The sequence below is a fragment of the Aquincola tertiaricarbonis genome (assembly GCF_000969605.1).
Taxonomy (GTDB): domain Bacteria; phylum Pseudomonadota; class Gammaproteobacteria; order Burkholderiales; family Burkholderiaceae_C; genus Aquincola; species Aquincola tertiaricarbonis.
Genome location: NZ_JZUE01000020.1, coordinates 48,661 through 63,761 on the forward strand (window position 1 = coordinate 48,661; position 15,101 = coordinate 63,761).

Below are 15,101 nucleotides of genomic sequence, written 5' to 3' on the forward strand. Positions count from 1 at the left end.
GCACCGCATGGCCGTTTCCGCCTTCGACCTCTTCAAGATCGGCATCGGGCCGAGCAGCTCGCACACCGTCGGCCCGATGCGGGCAGCCCGGCTCTTCACCCTGCGGCTGGCGCATGAGGGCCTGCTGCTGCGCACCGCCCGCGTGCAGTCGCAGCTCTACGGCTCGCTCGGCGCCACCGGCAAGGGCCACGGCAGCGACAAGGCGGTGCTGCTGGGCCTGGCCGGCCATGAGCCGGACACGGTGGACGTGGACGCGGTGCCCGCGCTGCTGGCCGCCATCACGCAGCAGCAGGCGCTGCTGCTGCACGGCGAGCACCGCGTGGCCTTCGATGCCGCGTCCGACCTCGTCTTCCATCGCCGCGAGAGCCTGCCCTTCCATGCCAATGGCATGCGCTTCACCGCCTTCGACGCCGCGGGCGCCGAGATCGCCAACCGGGTGTACTACTCGGTGGGCGGCGGCTTCATCGTCAGCGACGAGGTGGCCGCCGACGGCAGCAAGCACAAGGTCATCGCGCCCGACACCACCGCGCTGCCGCTGCCGTTTTCCAGCGGCGCCGAGCTGCTGCAGGTGTGCGCACGTGAGGGCCTGAGCATCGCCGGCGTGATGCGCGCGAACGAGCGCCACTGGCGCACCGATGCCGAGATCGACGCCGGCCTGCTGAACATCTGGGCGGTGATGCAGGCCTGCGTGCAGCGCGGCTGCCGCACCGACGGCGTGCTGCCCGGCGGCTTCAAGGTCAGGCGCCGGGCCGCCGGGTTGCATGCGGCGCTGACCAGCCAGCCCGAGGCCGCGCTGCGCGACCCGCTGCAGGTGCTTGACTGGGTCAACCTTTATGCGCTGGCCGTCAACGAGGAGAACGCCGCCGGCGGCCGCGTGGTCACCGCGCCCACCAACGGCGCGGCCGGCATCGTGCCGGCGGTGCTGCACTACTACGCGCGCTTCGTGCACGGCGCCACCGATGCCGGCGTGGTCGACTTCCTGCTCACCGCTGCGGCCATTGGCATCCTCTACAAGGAAAACGCCAGCATCAGCGGCGCCGAGGTGGGCTGCCAGGGCGAGGTGGGCGTGGCCTGCTCGATGGCCGCCGGTGCGCTGTGCGCGGTGATGGGTGGCACGCCCGAGCAGGCCGAGAACGCCGCCGAGATCGGCATGGAACACCACCTGGGCCTGACCTGCGACCCGGTGGGCGGCCTGGTGCAGATCCCCTGCATCGAGCGCAACGCCATCGCCTCGGTGAAGGCCATCAATGCCGCCCGCATGGCGCTGCGCGGCGACGGCACCCACCATGTGTCGCTGGACAAGGTCATCAAGACGATGCGCGAGACGGGCGCCGACATGCAGACGAAGTACAAGGAAACCGCCCGCGGCGGCCTGGCCGTCAACATCGTCGAATGCTGATGCAACACGGCCGCGGCTGGATCATCGCCACTGCCCTGTCCACGCTGCTGGTGTGCAGCGCAGTGGCCACCGTCTATTCGCTGCAGGTGCGGCGCGCGGCCGAATCGGCCCTCACCACCCTGGCGCTGAAGGAAGCCGCCTCCGACGTTCACGAGGCCTTCCACCACCTCACGCTGGGCGGCGCGCCGGGCTCGCCCTGGCAACGCGAACGTGGCACCGCGCTGCTGGACGCGGCGGCGCTGGGCATCCACCGGGTGGCCCGCGGCACCGGCGAGGCGCAGCTGATGCAGGGCCTGGTACAGGCCATCGACGCCCTGCGCGGCCTGCCGCCGCCCGAACGCGAGCCGGGCGCCATCGCGCTGGACATCCAGGCCCAGCGGGCGCTGCACCAGGTGCATGAGCAGATGGCCCGGCTGGACAAGGCGGTGCAGGCCCGCGACCGCGAGGCCAACCGCCGGCTGGGCTGGATCTTCGATGCCACGCTGTTGCTGTCGGGCGCCTTCCTGCTGGGCCTGTGGCGGGCCATGCTGCGCAGCGACCGCGCCCGCAGCCAGGCCGAGGCCGCGCTGGCCGACAGCGCCGAGCGGCTGCGCAGCACGCTGGCTGCGCTGGCCGAGGCGGTCATCACCGTCGATGCGCAGGCGCGCATCGTGCACTGCAATGCGGCCGCGCACCGCCTGCTGGCCGGCCGCGTGCCGCCGGGCGAGGCCTTCGACCCCATCGGCCTGCCGCTGGGCAGCCGCTGGCCGGCGCTGCATCCCGACGGCCGGCCGATGCCCCGGCCCGAGACCCCCAGCGGCCGCGCGCTGGCCACCGGCCAGCCGCAGCGCGGCCAGCTGATCGCGGTGGACTTCGACGGCCGGGGCTCCCGCCTGTACAGCGTCAATGCCGAGCCGCTGCTGGAGCACGGCCGCGTGAGCGGCGCGGTGATGTCGCTGGTGGACGTGACGGTGCAGCACGAGGCCAGCGCGCAGCTGGCCTCGCACTCCGACCGGCTGGAGGAGCTGGTGGAGGCCCGCACCCGCGAGCTGCAGTCGGCGCTGGACGCACGCCGCGAGACCGAACGTTTCACCGAGGCCATCCTCGACGCGCAGCCCACGCTGGTGGCCTACTGGGGCCATGACCTGCGGCTGCGCTTTGCCAACCGCGCCTACCTGGACTGGTTCGGCCTGCAGCGCGAGTCCTGCATCGGCGGCACCGTGCCGCAGGTGCTGGGCGAGGAGACGCTGCAGCGCCAGATCGGCTCCATCCGCCGCGTGCTGGAAGGCGAGGTGGTGGAGATGGAGCTGGACATGACCGACGCCGGCGGCCGTGTCGGGCACTTCTGGGTGTACCGGGTGCCGCAGCGGCTGCACGGCAAGGTGGAAGGCTGGTTCTTCATCGCCACCAACATCACCGAGCTGGTGGAGGCCAAGCGCTTCACCCGGCTGGTGGCCGACAGCATCCCGGGCGTGATCGGCTACTGGGGCCCCGACCTGCGCTGCCGCTTCGCCAACCGCGCCTATGCAGACTGGTTCGGCAAGGGCCCGGAGGAAGTGATCGGCATGCGCGCGCAGGAACTGGTGAGCGCCGAAAGCTGGCGCGTGGCCGAGCCCCACATCCAGGCCGCGCTGCGTGGCGAGCGGGTGGAATACCAGCGCCAGATCACCCGCGCCGACGGCCGCACCGTGGATGCGCTGCTGAGCTACATCCCGCACTGGGTGGAAGGCCGCGCGCACGGCTTCTTCGTGGCCATCACCGACATCAGCGCGCTCAAGCAGGCGGAGACGCAGCTGGCCTACCTGAACAGCCAGCTGGAGGCCCGCGCCGAGCAGGCCGAATCGGCCACTAGCGCCAAGAGCGCCTTCCTGGCCAACATGAGCCATGAGATCCGCACGCCGATGAACGCCATCATCGGCCTGACGCACCTGATGTCGCGCGACACCCGCGACACGCTGCAGCGCGACCGGCTCTCCAAGATCGACAGCGCCGCCAAGCACCTGCTGCAGCTGATCAACGACATCCTGGACCTGTCGAAGATCGAGGCCGGCAAGATGGTGCTGGACGACACCGAGTTCTCGGTGGACGCGCTGATGAGCAGCACCTTCGACATGGTGGGCGACCGCGCGCGCGAGAAGGGCCTGGAGCTGGTGCTGGACACCGACCACCTGCCGCCGCGGCTGCGCGGCGACCCCACGCGGCTGTCGCAGGCGCTGGTGAACCTGCTGGGCAATGCGGTGAAGTTCACGCAGCACGGCTGGGTGCGGCTCAAGGCCGAGCTGCTGGCCGAGGACCGCCACCGCCTGCAGGTGCGCTTCGAGGTGTCGGACACCGGCGAGGGCATCACGCCGGCCGACCAGGCGCGGCTGTTCAATGCCTTCGAGCAGGCCGATGCCTCGGCCACGCGCCGCCATGCGGGCACCGGCCTGGGCCTGGCCATCACCCGCCACCTGGCCGGGCTGATGGAGGGCGAGGTGGGCGTGCACAGCGCGCCGGGCGCCGGCAGCACCTTCTGGTTCACCGCCTGGCTGGGCCGCGCGGCCGAGGCCGGCGAGCTGGCCGCCCCGCCGCCGCTGAACGACCTGCGCGCGCTGGTGGTGGACGACCTGCCCGAGGCCCTGCATGCGATCGAGGACCGGCTGCGCAGCTTCGGCCTGGAGGTGGACGGCATGCCCGACGGCGAATCCGCGGTGCGCCAGGTGACCGGGCGCATGAAGGCCGGCAAGCCCTACGACGTGTTCCTGATCGACTGGCACATGTACCCGCTGAACGGCGTGGACACGCTCAACCGCCTGCGCCAGACGCTGGGCAGCGGCATGCCGCCCAGCATCCTGGTGACGGCCTTCGACCAGCCCGACATGTGGCAGCAGGCCCGCGCCGCCCGCTATGACGCGGTGCTGGTCAAGCCCCTCACCGCCTCCGCGCTGCAGGACACGCTGGCCCGGGTGCTGCGCCAGCGCGGCGACACCCTGCTGCCCGAAGGCGGCCTGACCAGCGAGCAGGAAGCCCTGCTGCGCCAGCACCATGCCGGCCAGCGGGTGCTGCTGGTGGAGGACAACGCGGTGAACCAGGAAGTGGCGCACCAGCTGCTGCGGGTGGCCGGCCTGGAAGTGGAGACCGCCGAGCACGGCGCCCGCGCGCTGGAGCTGTGCCGGGTGCGCGACTACGACGCCATCCTGATGGACATGCAGATGCCGGTGATGGACGGCCTGGAGGCCACCCGCGCCATCCGTGCGCAGCTGGGCCGCGGCCTGCCCATCATCGCGATGACGGCCAATGCCTTCGGCGAGGACCGCGTGGCCTGCTTCGCCGCCGGCATGAACGACCACCTGGCCAAGCCGGTGGACCCGGTCAAGCTCTATGCCACGCTGCTGCGCTGGCTGCCGCAGCGCCAGCGGCTGCCGCGCCGGCTGCTGTCGCCGGCCACGCCGGCGGCCACCGCGGCCGAAGGCGGCCCGCGACCGCTGGACGAGCGCCTGGCGGCCATCGGCGGACTGGACCTGCCGGCCGCGCTGCGCAACCTGGGCGACCAGCTGCCCGCGCTGGCCCAGGTGCTGCGGCAGTTCGCGGCCAGCTATGCCAACGGCCTGCCGATGCTGGCCGACGCGCAGGCCGACCAGCGCCAGCGCCGCCAGGCCAGCCATTCGCTGCGCGGCGCCTGCGCCAGCATCGGCGCCCGCGGCCTGGTGCAGGCGCTGGAGCAGTACGAGTCGCAGCCCGCCCCGCCCGAACTGGGCCGCGAGATCGACGAACAGCTGCGCGCGCTGGTGGCGGCCATCCGCGCGCAGCTGGATTGAGGCGGCGCGCGGGCGGCTAGATGCCGTCCCCGCCCGAGGTGCCGGGCCGCGGCGGGCAGTCGAAGAAGATGCGCACGTTGCAGCGGGCGCAGATGTCGGGATCCAGCCGCGGCACGATGTCGGCCAGGGCGCTGCGCTTGTCCTTGTACAGGTGGTCCTCGCCCAGCCGGTCGATGAAGCCGGTGGCCTGCCAGGCCTGCATCACCGGCGGGCGCGGCCGGTGGAAGTAGAGGTCGCCGCCCATCGCGCGGCGGGCGGACAGTTCGTCGTTCCAAAGCTCGGCACCGGCCAGGTCGATGAAGTTCATGCTCTTGCTCATCACCAGCAGGTGCCGGGGCGCCTCGGGGCCGCGGCGCAGTTCGTGCAGCCGGTCGGCCACGTGGGCGGTGGCACCGAAGTACACCGAGCCTTCCATGCGCAGCAGCTTGAGCTGCGGGCACTCGGGCAGCGTGCCGGGCGGGTGGCCGTCGATCACCACGAAGGGCCGGTCGTGCGCGCTGGGGTGGTCGAAGCCCATGGTGCGCATCGCCGGCCGCGAGGTGCGGTACAGGTACGACACCAGCGACAGCATGGTGCCCAGCAGGATGGCCACCTCCAGCCGCAGCGTGACCGTGGCCACCAGCGTGGCCGCGGCAATGCCGAACTCGCTGCGGCTGAGCGCCCACAGCCGCTGCCAGCGCGGCAGGTCGAACAGGCCCCAGGCCACCAGCAGCAGCAGCCCGGCGATGGCCGCCATCGGGATCAGCGCCAGCACCGGCGCGCTGAAGGCCACCAGCGCCACCAGCAGCCCCGCGGAGAACACCGCGGCCATCGGCGTGCGGGCGCCGGCCTCCAGGTTGGGCATCGATCGGTTGAGCGAGCCGCAGGACACGTAGCTGGAGGAGAAGCTGCCGACGATGTTGGACAGGCCCTGGCCGATGAACTCACGGTTGGCATCGATGCGCTGGCCGCTGCGCGCAGCCACCGCCTTGGCGATGGAGAACGACTGGCCCAGCGCCACGATGGTGAGCGCGAAGGCCAGGCCGGCCAGCTCCGGCACCTGGCCCCAGGACACCTGCGGCACCGTCAGCGGCGGCCAGGGCGACTCCACCGCCCCCACGGTGCGCACCGGCGGCCACAGCGTGCCCTGCGCCAGCCACCAGCCGGCCAGCGTGCCGGCGGCCAGGCCCAGCAGCATGAAAGGCGAGCCGCGCCGCCACCGGCGCAGTGCCAGTGCGGTGCCCAGCGCCAGTGCGCCCACCAGCACCGCGGCGGGATTCAAGCCCTGGATGCGGCGCGCCACCTCCAGCAGCACCGTGCCGGCGCCCTGCCCGGCCGGCAGCGCGATCCCCAGCAGGTCGTGCGACGCATGCACCGCGATGAGCAGCGCCGCGCCGGCGGTGAAGCCCTGCAGCGCCGCCGGCGAGATGAAGTTGGCCAGCGTGCCCAGCCGCAGCAGGCCGATCAGCGCCTGCATCACGCCCACCATCAGCGTGACCACCAGCGCCAGCTGCACGTACTGCGGCGTGCCCACCGCGGCCAGCGGCGCCAGCATCGCGTACAGCGCCAGCGAATTGGCATTGGTGGGCCCGGACACCACATGCCGGCTGGAGCCGGCCAGCGCCGCCACGGCGCAGGGCAGCACCGCGGTGTACAGCCCGTACTCCGGCGGCAGCCCGGCCAGCGTGGCGAAGGCGATCGCCTGCGGCAGCACCAGCACCGCGCCCAGCAGGCCGGCCAGGGCGTCGGCCTTCAGCGTGCCGCGGGACAGGTCTCCCACCCAATCGCCGAACAGCCGGGCCGCGGCGCGCTGCAGGGGGTGGACAGGGCGGGCGGTGGAGGCGTGGCGCGGCGCGTCGAAGGGCATGCGGCAGGACGGAGGGCAGGAACGGGTTGGTGGCTGCAGGCGGTTGCCTGCCAGCCCGGGCCATGATAGGGCGCGCCCGGCAGGCCCCAGAGCGGTGCCGCGCGGCTGGAACGGCGCATGCATGCTGCAGCGCATCAACGTCGCCGCTGGAGGCCTGCATGCTGGACACCACCACCACACGCTTCTCCCACGTCAAGCCGGGCGACACGCCCTGGCGCGGCGAGGGCCTGCGGGACTTCTTCCTCTACCGCGACCTGGGCGTGGCCGAGGCCACCCACGGCCAGGTGATCGCGCAGCTGGTCAAGGCCAACGAGGCGCCCGAAAAAGGCACCGGCTGGCACCGCCACGAAGCCAGGTTCCACCTGGTGTACATGCTCAAGGGTTGGGCGCGTTTCATGTACGGCGACCAGGAAACCCGGGTGGAAGCGGGCGACATGGTGCACCAGCGCCCCGGCATCGTGCACTTCCTGTTCGACTACTCACCGGACATGGAGTACCTGGAGATCGTCAGCCCGGCCGACTTCGGCACGCTGGACGCCGAGGCCCCGGCCGCGGTGCCGGCGCCCGGGAAGTGGTGACAACGCCGCGGCAGCCGGTTCAGAACTCCATCTGCAGCTCTTCGATGTCGTCAGGCTCCTCCAGCGCGGCGCGGGTCCATTCCTGCATCTCGGGCTCGGCCAGCAGCCGGGCCGCGTAGGCGCCGCACACCTCGTCCAGGCCCACGTGGTAGGTCTTGAAGCGGGTGGCCACCGGCGCATACATCGCGTCGGCCATGCCGCGCTTGGCACCGAAGAGATAGGGGCCGCCATGGGCCTGCAGGCAGTCGCGCCAGATCTCGAGCACGCGATCGATGTCCGCCTGCGCGCGGTCCCAGATGCGGAAGCCCGGTGAATCGCCCTTCAGGTTCATCGGCAACGCCGAGCGCAGGTTGTTGAAGCCGGAGTGCATCTCGCCGCACACCGAGCGGCAATGCGCGCGCGCCACGCGGTCGGCCGGCAGCAGGCCGGCGGCGGGCTTGAGCTCGTTGAGGTATTCGCCGATGGCCAGCACGTCCCACACGGTGGCGCCCTCATGGCGCAGGCAGGGCACCAGGATGGAAGGCGACATCAGCAGCAGCTCCTTGCGGGCGGCGATGTCGTCGGGCGCCACGCGGATCTCGTCGAAAGCCAGGCCCGCATAACGCGCCATCAGCCAGCCGCGCAGCGACCAGGACGAGTAGTTCTTGCTGCTGATCGTCAGACTGGCGCGGGCCATTGCAACTCCTGGTAGCCATCAACGGGTGCGACGCGGGACGCAATCGCTGTGCCACGCTGGCGCATTAGTTGCGTGTCCGGCCCATGCTGTACGACACCTACCAGGCGCATGCCGACCTGATGTGGCCCTGGCGCGCAATGGCCAGGACCAGCCTGCCGGTGCTGCAGGGCCCGCTGAAGGCGCTGCTGGACGTGCCGGCGGTGCGCAAGGCCGCCGCCGCGCTGGACGTGTTCGCGCTGGCCGAGGTGACGCACCAGCGGCTGCCCTTCGGCATCCACGAGGTGCTGGTGCATGGCCAGCCGGCGGCGGTGGAGGAAGAGGTGGTGTACGCCACGCCGTTCGCCACGCTGCTGCATTTCAGGAAGCCGGGCATCGACGACCAGCCGCCGCTGCTGATCGCCGCGCCGATGTCGGGCCACTTCGCCACGCTGCTGCGCGAGACGGTGCGCACCACGCTGCGCGACCATGACGTCTACATCACCGACTGGCACAACGGCCGCGACGTACCGCTGGCGGCGGGCCGCTTCGGGCTGGACGAATACACCGGGCACCTGATGGACTTCATGGCCCGTATCGGCCCCGGCGTGAACCTGCTGGCCATCTGCCAGCCCTGCGTGGCCGCGCTGGCCGCCACCGCGCTGATGGCGGAGGACGACCATCCCGCCACGCCGCGCACGCTGACGCTGGCCGCCGGCCCGCTGGACTGCCGCATCAGCCCCACCGCGGTGAACAAGCTGGCCGTCACCAAGCCGATGTCGTGGTTCGAGCAGCGGCTGATCTCGCGGGTGCCGGTGCGCTTCCGCGGCGCGCTGCGGCGGGTGTACCCGGGCTTCGTGCAGCTGAGCGCCTTCATGAGCATGAACCTGGAGCGGCATGTGCACTCGCTGCGCGAGATGTATGCGCAGATCGCGGCCGGCGAGCATGAGAAGGCCGAGCCGGTGCGCCGGTTCTACGAGGAGTATTTCGCCGTGGCCGACCTGCCGGCGGAGTTCTACCTGGAGACGGTGCAGCGCGTGTTCCAGGACTACGACCTGCCGCTGGGCAAGCTCACCTGGCGCGGCCGCCCGGTGCGGCCCGCGGCCATCCGCCGCACCGCGCTGCTCACCATCGAAGGCGAGCGCGACGACATCTGCGCCGTGGGCCAGACGCTGGCCGCGCACGACATGTGCAGCGGCCTGCGCCCCACTCTCAAGGACCACCATGTGCAGCCCGGCGTGGGCCACTACGGCGTGTTCAGCGGCCGCCGCTGGGACACGCAGATCTATCCGCTGCTGCGCGACGTGGTGTACCGCTGGCGTTGAAGGGGGCGCCGCGCCGGGGGCCTACCCCAGCGCCACGTCCGCCAGCCGCGCGGCGGTCGGGCCCACCGGCGTGGCCACGGCGATGGGCATCGGCCGCATCAGGTCGGCCGCGGTCTGGCCCTGTTCCAGCGCGGCCACGCAGCGGCGCCACACCTCGTCGGTGGCTTCCAGCTTGAAGCCGTAGAAGCCGCCGTACTGCGAGCTGGGCCCGCCGTTGCGCACGATGCGCACCTGCACCGTGGAGCAGTCGCGCGTGCCCAGCTCCACCTGCGCGATGCCGTCGGCATCCAGCGGCAGCGGCACCTTGGACTCGGCCTGGAAGCCGCCGGCCGACAGCTCGATCACCGTCAGCGGCAGCGGCGCATCGTCGCCCAGCACCAGCTGCGCCGGGCAGCGCAGCGAGAAGCGCTGGTGCCGGCGCAGCGGATGGTGGCCGGCGACCGAGGGCGGCGTGGGCGGCAGCACCGCGTCGTAACCCGGCAGGCCGTAGATGGAGCGCAGCAGCAGCCGGCGGCGCTCGTCCAGCTCGGCGAAGCCCTGCGTCTGCTGGTTGAAGAAGTGGTCCAGGATCTCCGGCGTCATCACCGGATCGTTGGTGGTGTGGTAGCGCCGGCGCGGGCTCTGGATGTTGGGCAGGCGCGTCTGCACGAAGTACTTGAACAGGTTCTTGCGGGTGCTGCGGCCGCCGTACACCTGCTCGAACAGCGCCGGCGCATGGGCCAGGTCGAGCGTCGCGCCCACCGCCGGCGCGCCGTTGGCGAAGTCGTAGCGGTCGACCACGTTGTCGCGCAGCCGCTTGAAGAACAGCAGCGACTCGTAGAGCTCGATCTTGTCCGGGTTCACCGCGATGACCAGGTGCCGCGTGTCGAAGTACTCGGTGCAGTACTCGTACATGAACTTCATCAGCGGAAACAGGATGGCGCCGCCGGTCTTGCGGTAGTCGGGATGCACCGCCAGCGCGCTGATCTCGGCGATCTGGCCTTCCTTGGCCCGCACCTCGCTCAGGTCGAAGGCGGCCTGCAGCGGAAAGCCGAACACGCCCTCGCGGATCATCGACATGGTGCCCACGACCACGCCATCGATCTTGGCGCACAGCGTGGTGGTGGTGGGCAGCGCGTGGTACTGCGTGACGCGCATGCCCGAGGGATGCGGCTTCATGAAGCCGCTGCCCACGTAGGCGTCGTGCAGCAGCGCGAAGCAGGCGGCCAGCTCCTCGCGGGTGTCCGCGATCTTGAGCTGCAGGTTGGCCGGCGGCGCCGGATCGCAGTCGATCATGCGGCGGTACAGCGCGAAGCGCCAGGCCGTGGGCAGCACGTTGAGTGCGTGCCGCAAGGCCTGTCGCAGTTGCTTGCGGATGCTGGATCGTTGGATGCGCGACATGCTGGGCCTCGGTGGTGACGTGAGCATCGTCACAACTTCGGCCCTACTTGAGCGGGCGAAACGTCTTGATACCGCCGCGCAACTGCCGACAGGGCGGCGCCGCGCAGCGGGCCGCGGTCAGCCGGCCTGGATGCGAGCGACCACTGCCTGCGCGAACTGCGAGGTGCTTGCCTTGCCGCCCAGATCGCCGGTGCGCACCTGGTCGATGTTGAGGGCCTGGTCGATGGCGGTGCGCAGCCGCGTGGCCAGGTCCTGGCGCTTCACGTGGTCCAGCATCATGGCCGCGGCGAGCATCAGCGCCACCGGGTTGGCCTTGCCCTGGCCGGCGATGTCGGGCGCCGAGCCGTGCACCGCCTCGAAGATGGCCGCATTGGCGCCGATGTTGGCGCCCGGCGCCATGCCCAGGCCGCCCACCAGGCCGGCCACCAGGTCGGAGATGATGTCGCCGAACAGGTTGGTGGTGACGATGACGTCGAACTGCCAGGGGTTGAGCACCAGCTTCATCGCGCAGGCGTCGACGATCACCGTCTCCAGCTCGAACTTGCCCTTGTACTTGGCCTCGTACAGTTCCTTGCCGGTCTCCAGGAAGATGCCGGTCAGCGCCTTCATGATGTTGGCCTTGTGCACCACCGTCACCTTCTTGCGGCCGTTGGCCAGCGCATATTCGAAGGCGAACTCCAGCGCGCGGCGGCTGCCCTGGCGGGTATTGATGCCGGTGGCCATCGCCACGGCATGCGGGTCGTCGTCGATCTGCACGTAGTGCTCGTGGCCGATGTACAGGCCTTCCAGGTTCTCGCGCACGATCACCAGGTCGACGTTGTCGTAGCGGCCGCCGGGCACGATGGAGCGGGCCGGGCGCAGGTTGGCATACAGCTGGAATTCCTCGCGCAGGCGCACGTTGGAGGAGCGGTAGCCGCCGCCCGAGGGCGTTTCCAACGGTCCCTTGAGCGCCAGCCGGGTGCGGCGGATGCTGTCCAGCGCCGCACGCGGCAGCGGATCGCCCGCGGCCTGCACACCGGCCAGGCCAGCCACCTGCGTGTCCCATTCGAACGGGGCGCCCAGGGCGTCCAACGCGGCCAGCGTGGCCTCGACGATCTCGGGTCCGATGCCGTCGCCGGGAATCAGGGTGGCGGGAATGGGGGAAGCGTTGGAAGCGGCCATGGTTCGGTCTGGGTCGGAGGTCAGGAAGGGGCGTTGCGGCTCATGGTATGCCATCCCCCTTCGAACGTGGGGGCTGGCGTAACCGCTTGTGAACACGGCTTGAAGCGCCCGGCGGCAGCGACGAATCTGAGGCTTGCGGCCGCGTGTCGCGTGCCGCGCCAAGGAGTGGAGGATCACGCCATGAAGTCGCTCGTCACCGTGCTGGGCTCGAGCCTGGCCGCCGGCATGCTTGTGTGCAGCGCACCCGCGCAGGCATTCACGCAGCCGGTGATGTTCAACCTGCTGCAGGCCTCCGGCACGGTGCAGACGCCGCTGGGCGTGGACGACTCGCTGTTCGTCGACACGCTGGTCACCACCGAGGTGGGCGCGCTGCTGCAGCAGGTGACCTTCACCGTGGCCAGCGGCGTGTCGATGCTGGAAGGCTCGGCCGTCTGGCAGATCAGCACCGCCACCGGCGCCGGGCCACGGCTGGTGGGCGTGAACATCGACATCCTGGATGCCGGCAACAACGTGGTGCTGAGCGACACCTTCGCCGGCGTGCTGGCCGGTTATGCCCACTCCACCCTCACCGGCCCCATCGGGCCGGGCACCTACACGCTGCGGGCCACCGGCAACGGCGTGCGGGATTCGTCGCTGGACATTTCCATCACCATGGCGGTGCCGGAGCCGTCGACCTGGGCGCTGATGCTGGGCGGCGGCCTGGGCATGTGCTGGCTGGCTGCGCGGCGCCGGCAGGGTTGATGGCACCCTGGCCGCGGCGTCGCGGCCGGGGCGTGCCCCCTCGTCAGGCGGCGCCGGCCTCGCTGCGGCTGGCCACCAGGCGCAGGGCGGGCGCTTCCAGCAGCTTGCCCACCATGTTCACCCGGCGTTCCAGCCGCTCGGCGGCCAGGCGCTGGGCACGGTGGGCGCGGCCGAACAACTGCGCGGCGGACACCACCTCGTCGTCGTAGGCACCCACGCCCAGCGACAGGCTCACGCCCAGCGATTGCCCATCGCCCAGCTGCACCGGCTCGGCCATCGCCGATTCGATGCGCGCGGCCAGCGCGCGGGCCTCCGCCTCGGCGCCGTGGCGCATCACGATGCCGAATTCGGCCTGGCCCAGGTGCGACAGCAGGTCGCCCACGCGCACCTGCTGCGCCAGCCGGCGCGACACCTCGCGCAGCACGTCGTCGGCCACGCCGCGGCCGAAGCCGGTGACGATGTCGGTGTGGCCGTTGATGGCCAGCGACAGCACGCTGAACGGCTCGCCGGTGCGCATGGAGTACTGCAGCTCCACGTCCAGCGCCTCGTCGAAGCGGCGGCGGTCGGCGGTGCCGGTGACCGGATCGGACTTGGCCGCGCGTGCCAGCGACACCGCGCGGTAGTGCGCGGTGAGCGCGGTGCCGGCCAGCAGCGCGGCGTCCTGCAGGCGCTGCAGCTCGGCCGGGCCGAAGGCGCCGGCGCTCGCCGACAGCACGCCCAGCGTGCCCAGCTGGCGGCCGGCTTCGTCCAGCAGCGCCACGCCGGCATAGGCATGCAGGCCATCGGCCAGGCTGCGCAACGCGCGGGCGGTGGGGCCGGGCTCGGTGGACAGGTCGTGGATCACCCGCAGCGGCTGGCCGGCGTGGGCGGCATCGGTTCCGGCCTGGGCCAGGTCCACGCCCATGGCCGACTTGAACCACAGGCGGTCGGCATCCAGCAGGCCGATGAAGGCGGCGCAGGCGCCGGTCAGCGCGGCGGCGCTGCGCACCACCGCGTCGAATGCCGGGTCCTGCGGCGTGTCCAGCAGCTCGTGTGCGTACACGGCAGCCAGGCGGGCCTGCTCATCGGAAGCGCCGGCGGTGGCGGAACGGTTCTGAACAACGAGTTGCGACATGGAATGAGCCTTTCTTGGCAGATTCCACCGTATCGGCAGCGCGGCCAGAAAACCAAGTGGCCGGTGAAAACGGAGGCTGTAACAGCCGGCCGCGCCGCCTTCAGCCGCGCAGCACCCGCCCCGTCACCGGATAGGCCGGATCGGTGTAGTGGTGGGTGGAGGCATGGCCGGGCGGCACCAGGCCGTCGACAAAGGCCTCGTCCTGCGGCGTGAGGCTGACCTCCAGCGCGCCCAGGTAGTCCTGCCACTGCGCCAGGGTGCGCGGGCCGGCGATCACGCCGTCGATCAGCCGGTTGTTCAGCACCCACGCCACGGCGAACTGCCCGGGCGTCAGGCCGCGCTGCGCCGCATGGGCGGCCAGGCGCTGGGCCCCGTCCAGCGACTCGGGCCGGAACTCGGTCTGCAGCAGCCGCGTGTCGGCGCGGGCGGCGCGTGTGCCCGGCGCCGGCGCCTGGCCCGGCAGGTACTTGGCGGTGAGCACGCCGCGGGCCAGCGGGCTGTAGCTCACCACGCCCACGCCATAGTGGGCGCAGGCGGGCAGCACCTCGACCTCCACGCCGCGGCTCATGGCGTTGTAGGGCGGCTGGCACACGATGGGCGGCGGCACGCCCATGCGCTGCGCCGTCTCCACCAGGCGGGCGATGCGCCAGCCGCGAAAGTTGGACACGCCGTAGTAGTGGATGTGGCCGTCGTCGATCAGCCGCGCCAGCGTGGAGAGGGTTTCCTCCACCGGCGTGGCCTCGTCGTCGCGGTGCAGGTACAGCACGTCGATCCAGTCGGTGCCCAGCCGGCGCAGGCTGTCCTGCACCGCCTGGCGCAGATGGCGGCGCGACAGGCCGCGGTCGTTCGGCCCCGGGCCCATCGGATTGAAGGCCTTGGTGGCCAGCACCCAGCGGTCGCGGTCGCCGGCGATCAGGCGGCCCACCATGCGCTCGGACTCGCCGCGCGCATAGGAATTGGCGGTGTCGATGGCATTCAGGCCGGCGTCGCGCGCCAGGTCCAGCATGCAAGCGGCCTCGGGCTCGGCCGTCTGGTCGCCGAACATCATCGTGCCCAGCCACAGCGGCGAGACCTGCAGGCCGCTGCGGCCGAGGGGGCGGTAGGCCGGCATCTCAGTGCCGCCAGGCCG

At 71.6% G+C, this 15,101-nt stretch carries 11 protein-coding genes; 5 read left to right on the forward strand and 6 right to left on the reverse strand.

The genetic code is table 11. From position 1 onward, the window contains the following. Positions 1-7: 7 nt before the first annotated feature. Positions 8-1,399: an L-serine ammonia-lyase gene (locus VO99_RS20440; protein WP_046114771.1), complete on the forward strand. Its 1,392-nt coding sequence runs from the start codon at positions 8-10 to the stop codon at positions 1,397-1,399. Further along, positions 1,393-5,175, forward strand: coding sequence for a PAS domain-containing hybrid sensor histidine kinase/response regulator (locus tag VO99_RS29100; RefSeq protein ID WP_052736495.1), 3,783 nt, complete (start codon positions 1,393-1,395; stop codon positions 5,173-5,175). Before VO99_RS20440 ends, VO99_RS29100 begins: the two co-directional genes overlap by 7 nt. A 16-nt stretch (positions 5,176-5,191) precedes the next feature. On the opposite strand, the gene VO99_RS20450 is transcribed toward VO99_RS29100, so the two are convergent. Next, positions 5,192-7,021, reverse strand: coding sequence for a SulP family inorganic anion transporter (locus tag VO99_RS20450; protein WP_083440779.1), 1,830 nt, complete (start codon positions 7,019-7,021; stop codon positions 5,192-5,194). Between the two features lie 158 nt (positions 7,022-7,179). Here VO99_RS20450 and VO99_RS20455 point away from each other — a divergent pair, with 158 nt between their 5' ends. Then, positions 7,180-7,599 carry a cupin domain-containing protein gene (locus VO99_RS20455; protein WP_046114772.1) on the forward strand — a complete coding sequence of 140 codons (420 nt, stop codon included), beginning with the start codon at positions 7,180-7,182 and terminating at the stop codon, positions 7,597-7,599. A 19-nt stretch (positions 7,600-7,618) separates the two neighbouring features. Here the strand turns inward: VO99_RS20455 and VO99_RS20460 are convergent, their stop codons facing one another. Continuing rightward, positions 7,619-8,275, reverse strand: coding sequence for a glutathione S-transferase family protein (locus VO99_RS20460; RefSeq protein WP_046114773.1), 657 nt, complete (start codon positions 8,273-8,275; stop codon positions 7,619-7,621). A gap of 83 nt (positions 8,276-8,358) precedes the next feature. Here VO99_RS20460 and VO99_RS20465 point away from each other — a divergent pair, with 83 nt between their 5' ends. After that, positions 8,359-9,576 (forward strand): polyhydroxyalkanoate depolymerase, encoded by a 1,218-nt coding sequence (locus tag VO99_RS20465; protein ID WP_046114774.1) that lies wholly within the window; start codon positions 8,359-8,361, stop codon positions 9,574-9,576. 21 nt (positions 9,577-9,597) lie between these two features. Here VO99_RS20465 and VO99_RS20470 read toward each other — a convergent pair whose 3' ends face one another. Beyond that, positions 9,598-10,956 (reverse strand): GNAT family N-acetyltransferase, encoded by a 1,359-nt coding sequence (locus VO99_RS20470; protein ID WP_083440780.1) that lies wholly within the window; start codon positions 10,954-10,956, stop codon positions 9,598-9,600. A 117-nt stretch (positions 10,957-11,073) separates the two neighbouring features. Then, positions 11,074-12,117 (reverse strand): isocitrate/isopropylmalate dehydrogenase family protein, encoded by a 1,044-nt coding sequence (locus VO99_RS20475; RefSeq protein ID WP_046114775.1) that lies wholly within the window; start codon positions 12,115-12,117, stop codon positions 11,074-11,076. A 180-nt stretch (positions 12,118-12,297) separates the two neighbouring features. Between VO99_RS20475 and VO99_RS20480 the strand changes: the two genes are divergently transcribed. Continuing rightward, positions 12,298-12,858 carry a PEP-CTERM sorting domain-containing protein gene (locus VO99_RS20480; RefSeq protein ID WP_046114776.1) on the forward strand — a complete coding sequence of 187 codons (561 nt, stop codon included), beginning with the start codon at positions 12,298-12,300 and terminating at the stop codon, positions 12,856-12,858. A gap of 43 nt (positions 12,859-12,901) precedes the next feature. Here VO99_RS20480 and VO99_RS20485 read toward each other — a convergent pair whose 3' ends face one another. Both VO99_RS20485 and VO99_RS20490 read right to left on the reverse strand, forming a co-directional pair. After that, positions 12,902-13,972, reverse strand: a complete 1,071-nt coding sequence (locus VO99_RS20485) for a diguanylate cyclase domain-containing protein (RefSeq protein WP_046114777.1) — start codon at positions 13,970-13,972, stop codon at positions 12,902-12,904. A 100-nt stretch (positions 13,973-14,072) separates the two neighbouring features. Next, positions 14,073-15,083 (reverse strand): aldo/keto reductase, encoded by a 1,011-nt coding sequence (locus tag VO99_RS20490; protein ID WP_046114778.1) that lies wholly within the window; start codon positions 15,081-15,083, stop codon positions 14,073-14,075. Positions 15,084-15,101 lie beyond the last annotated feature (18 nt).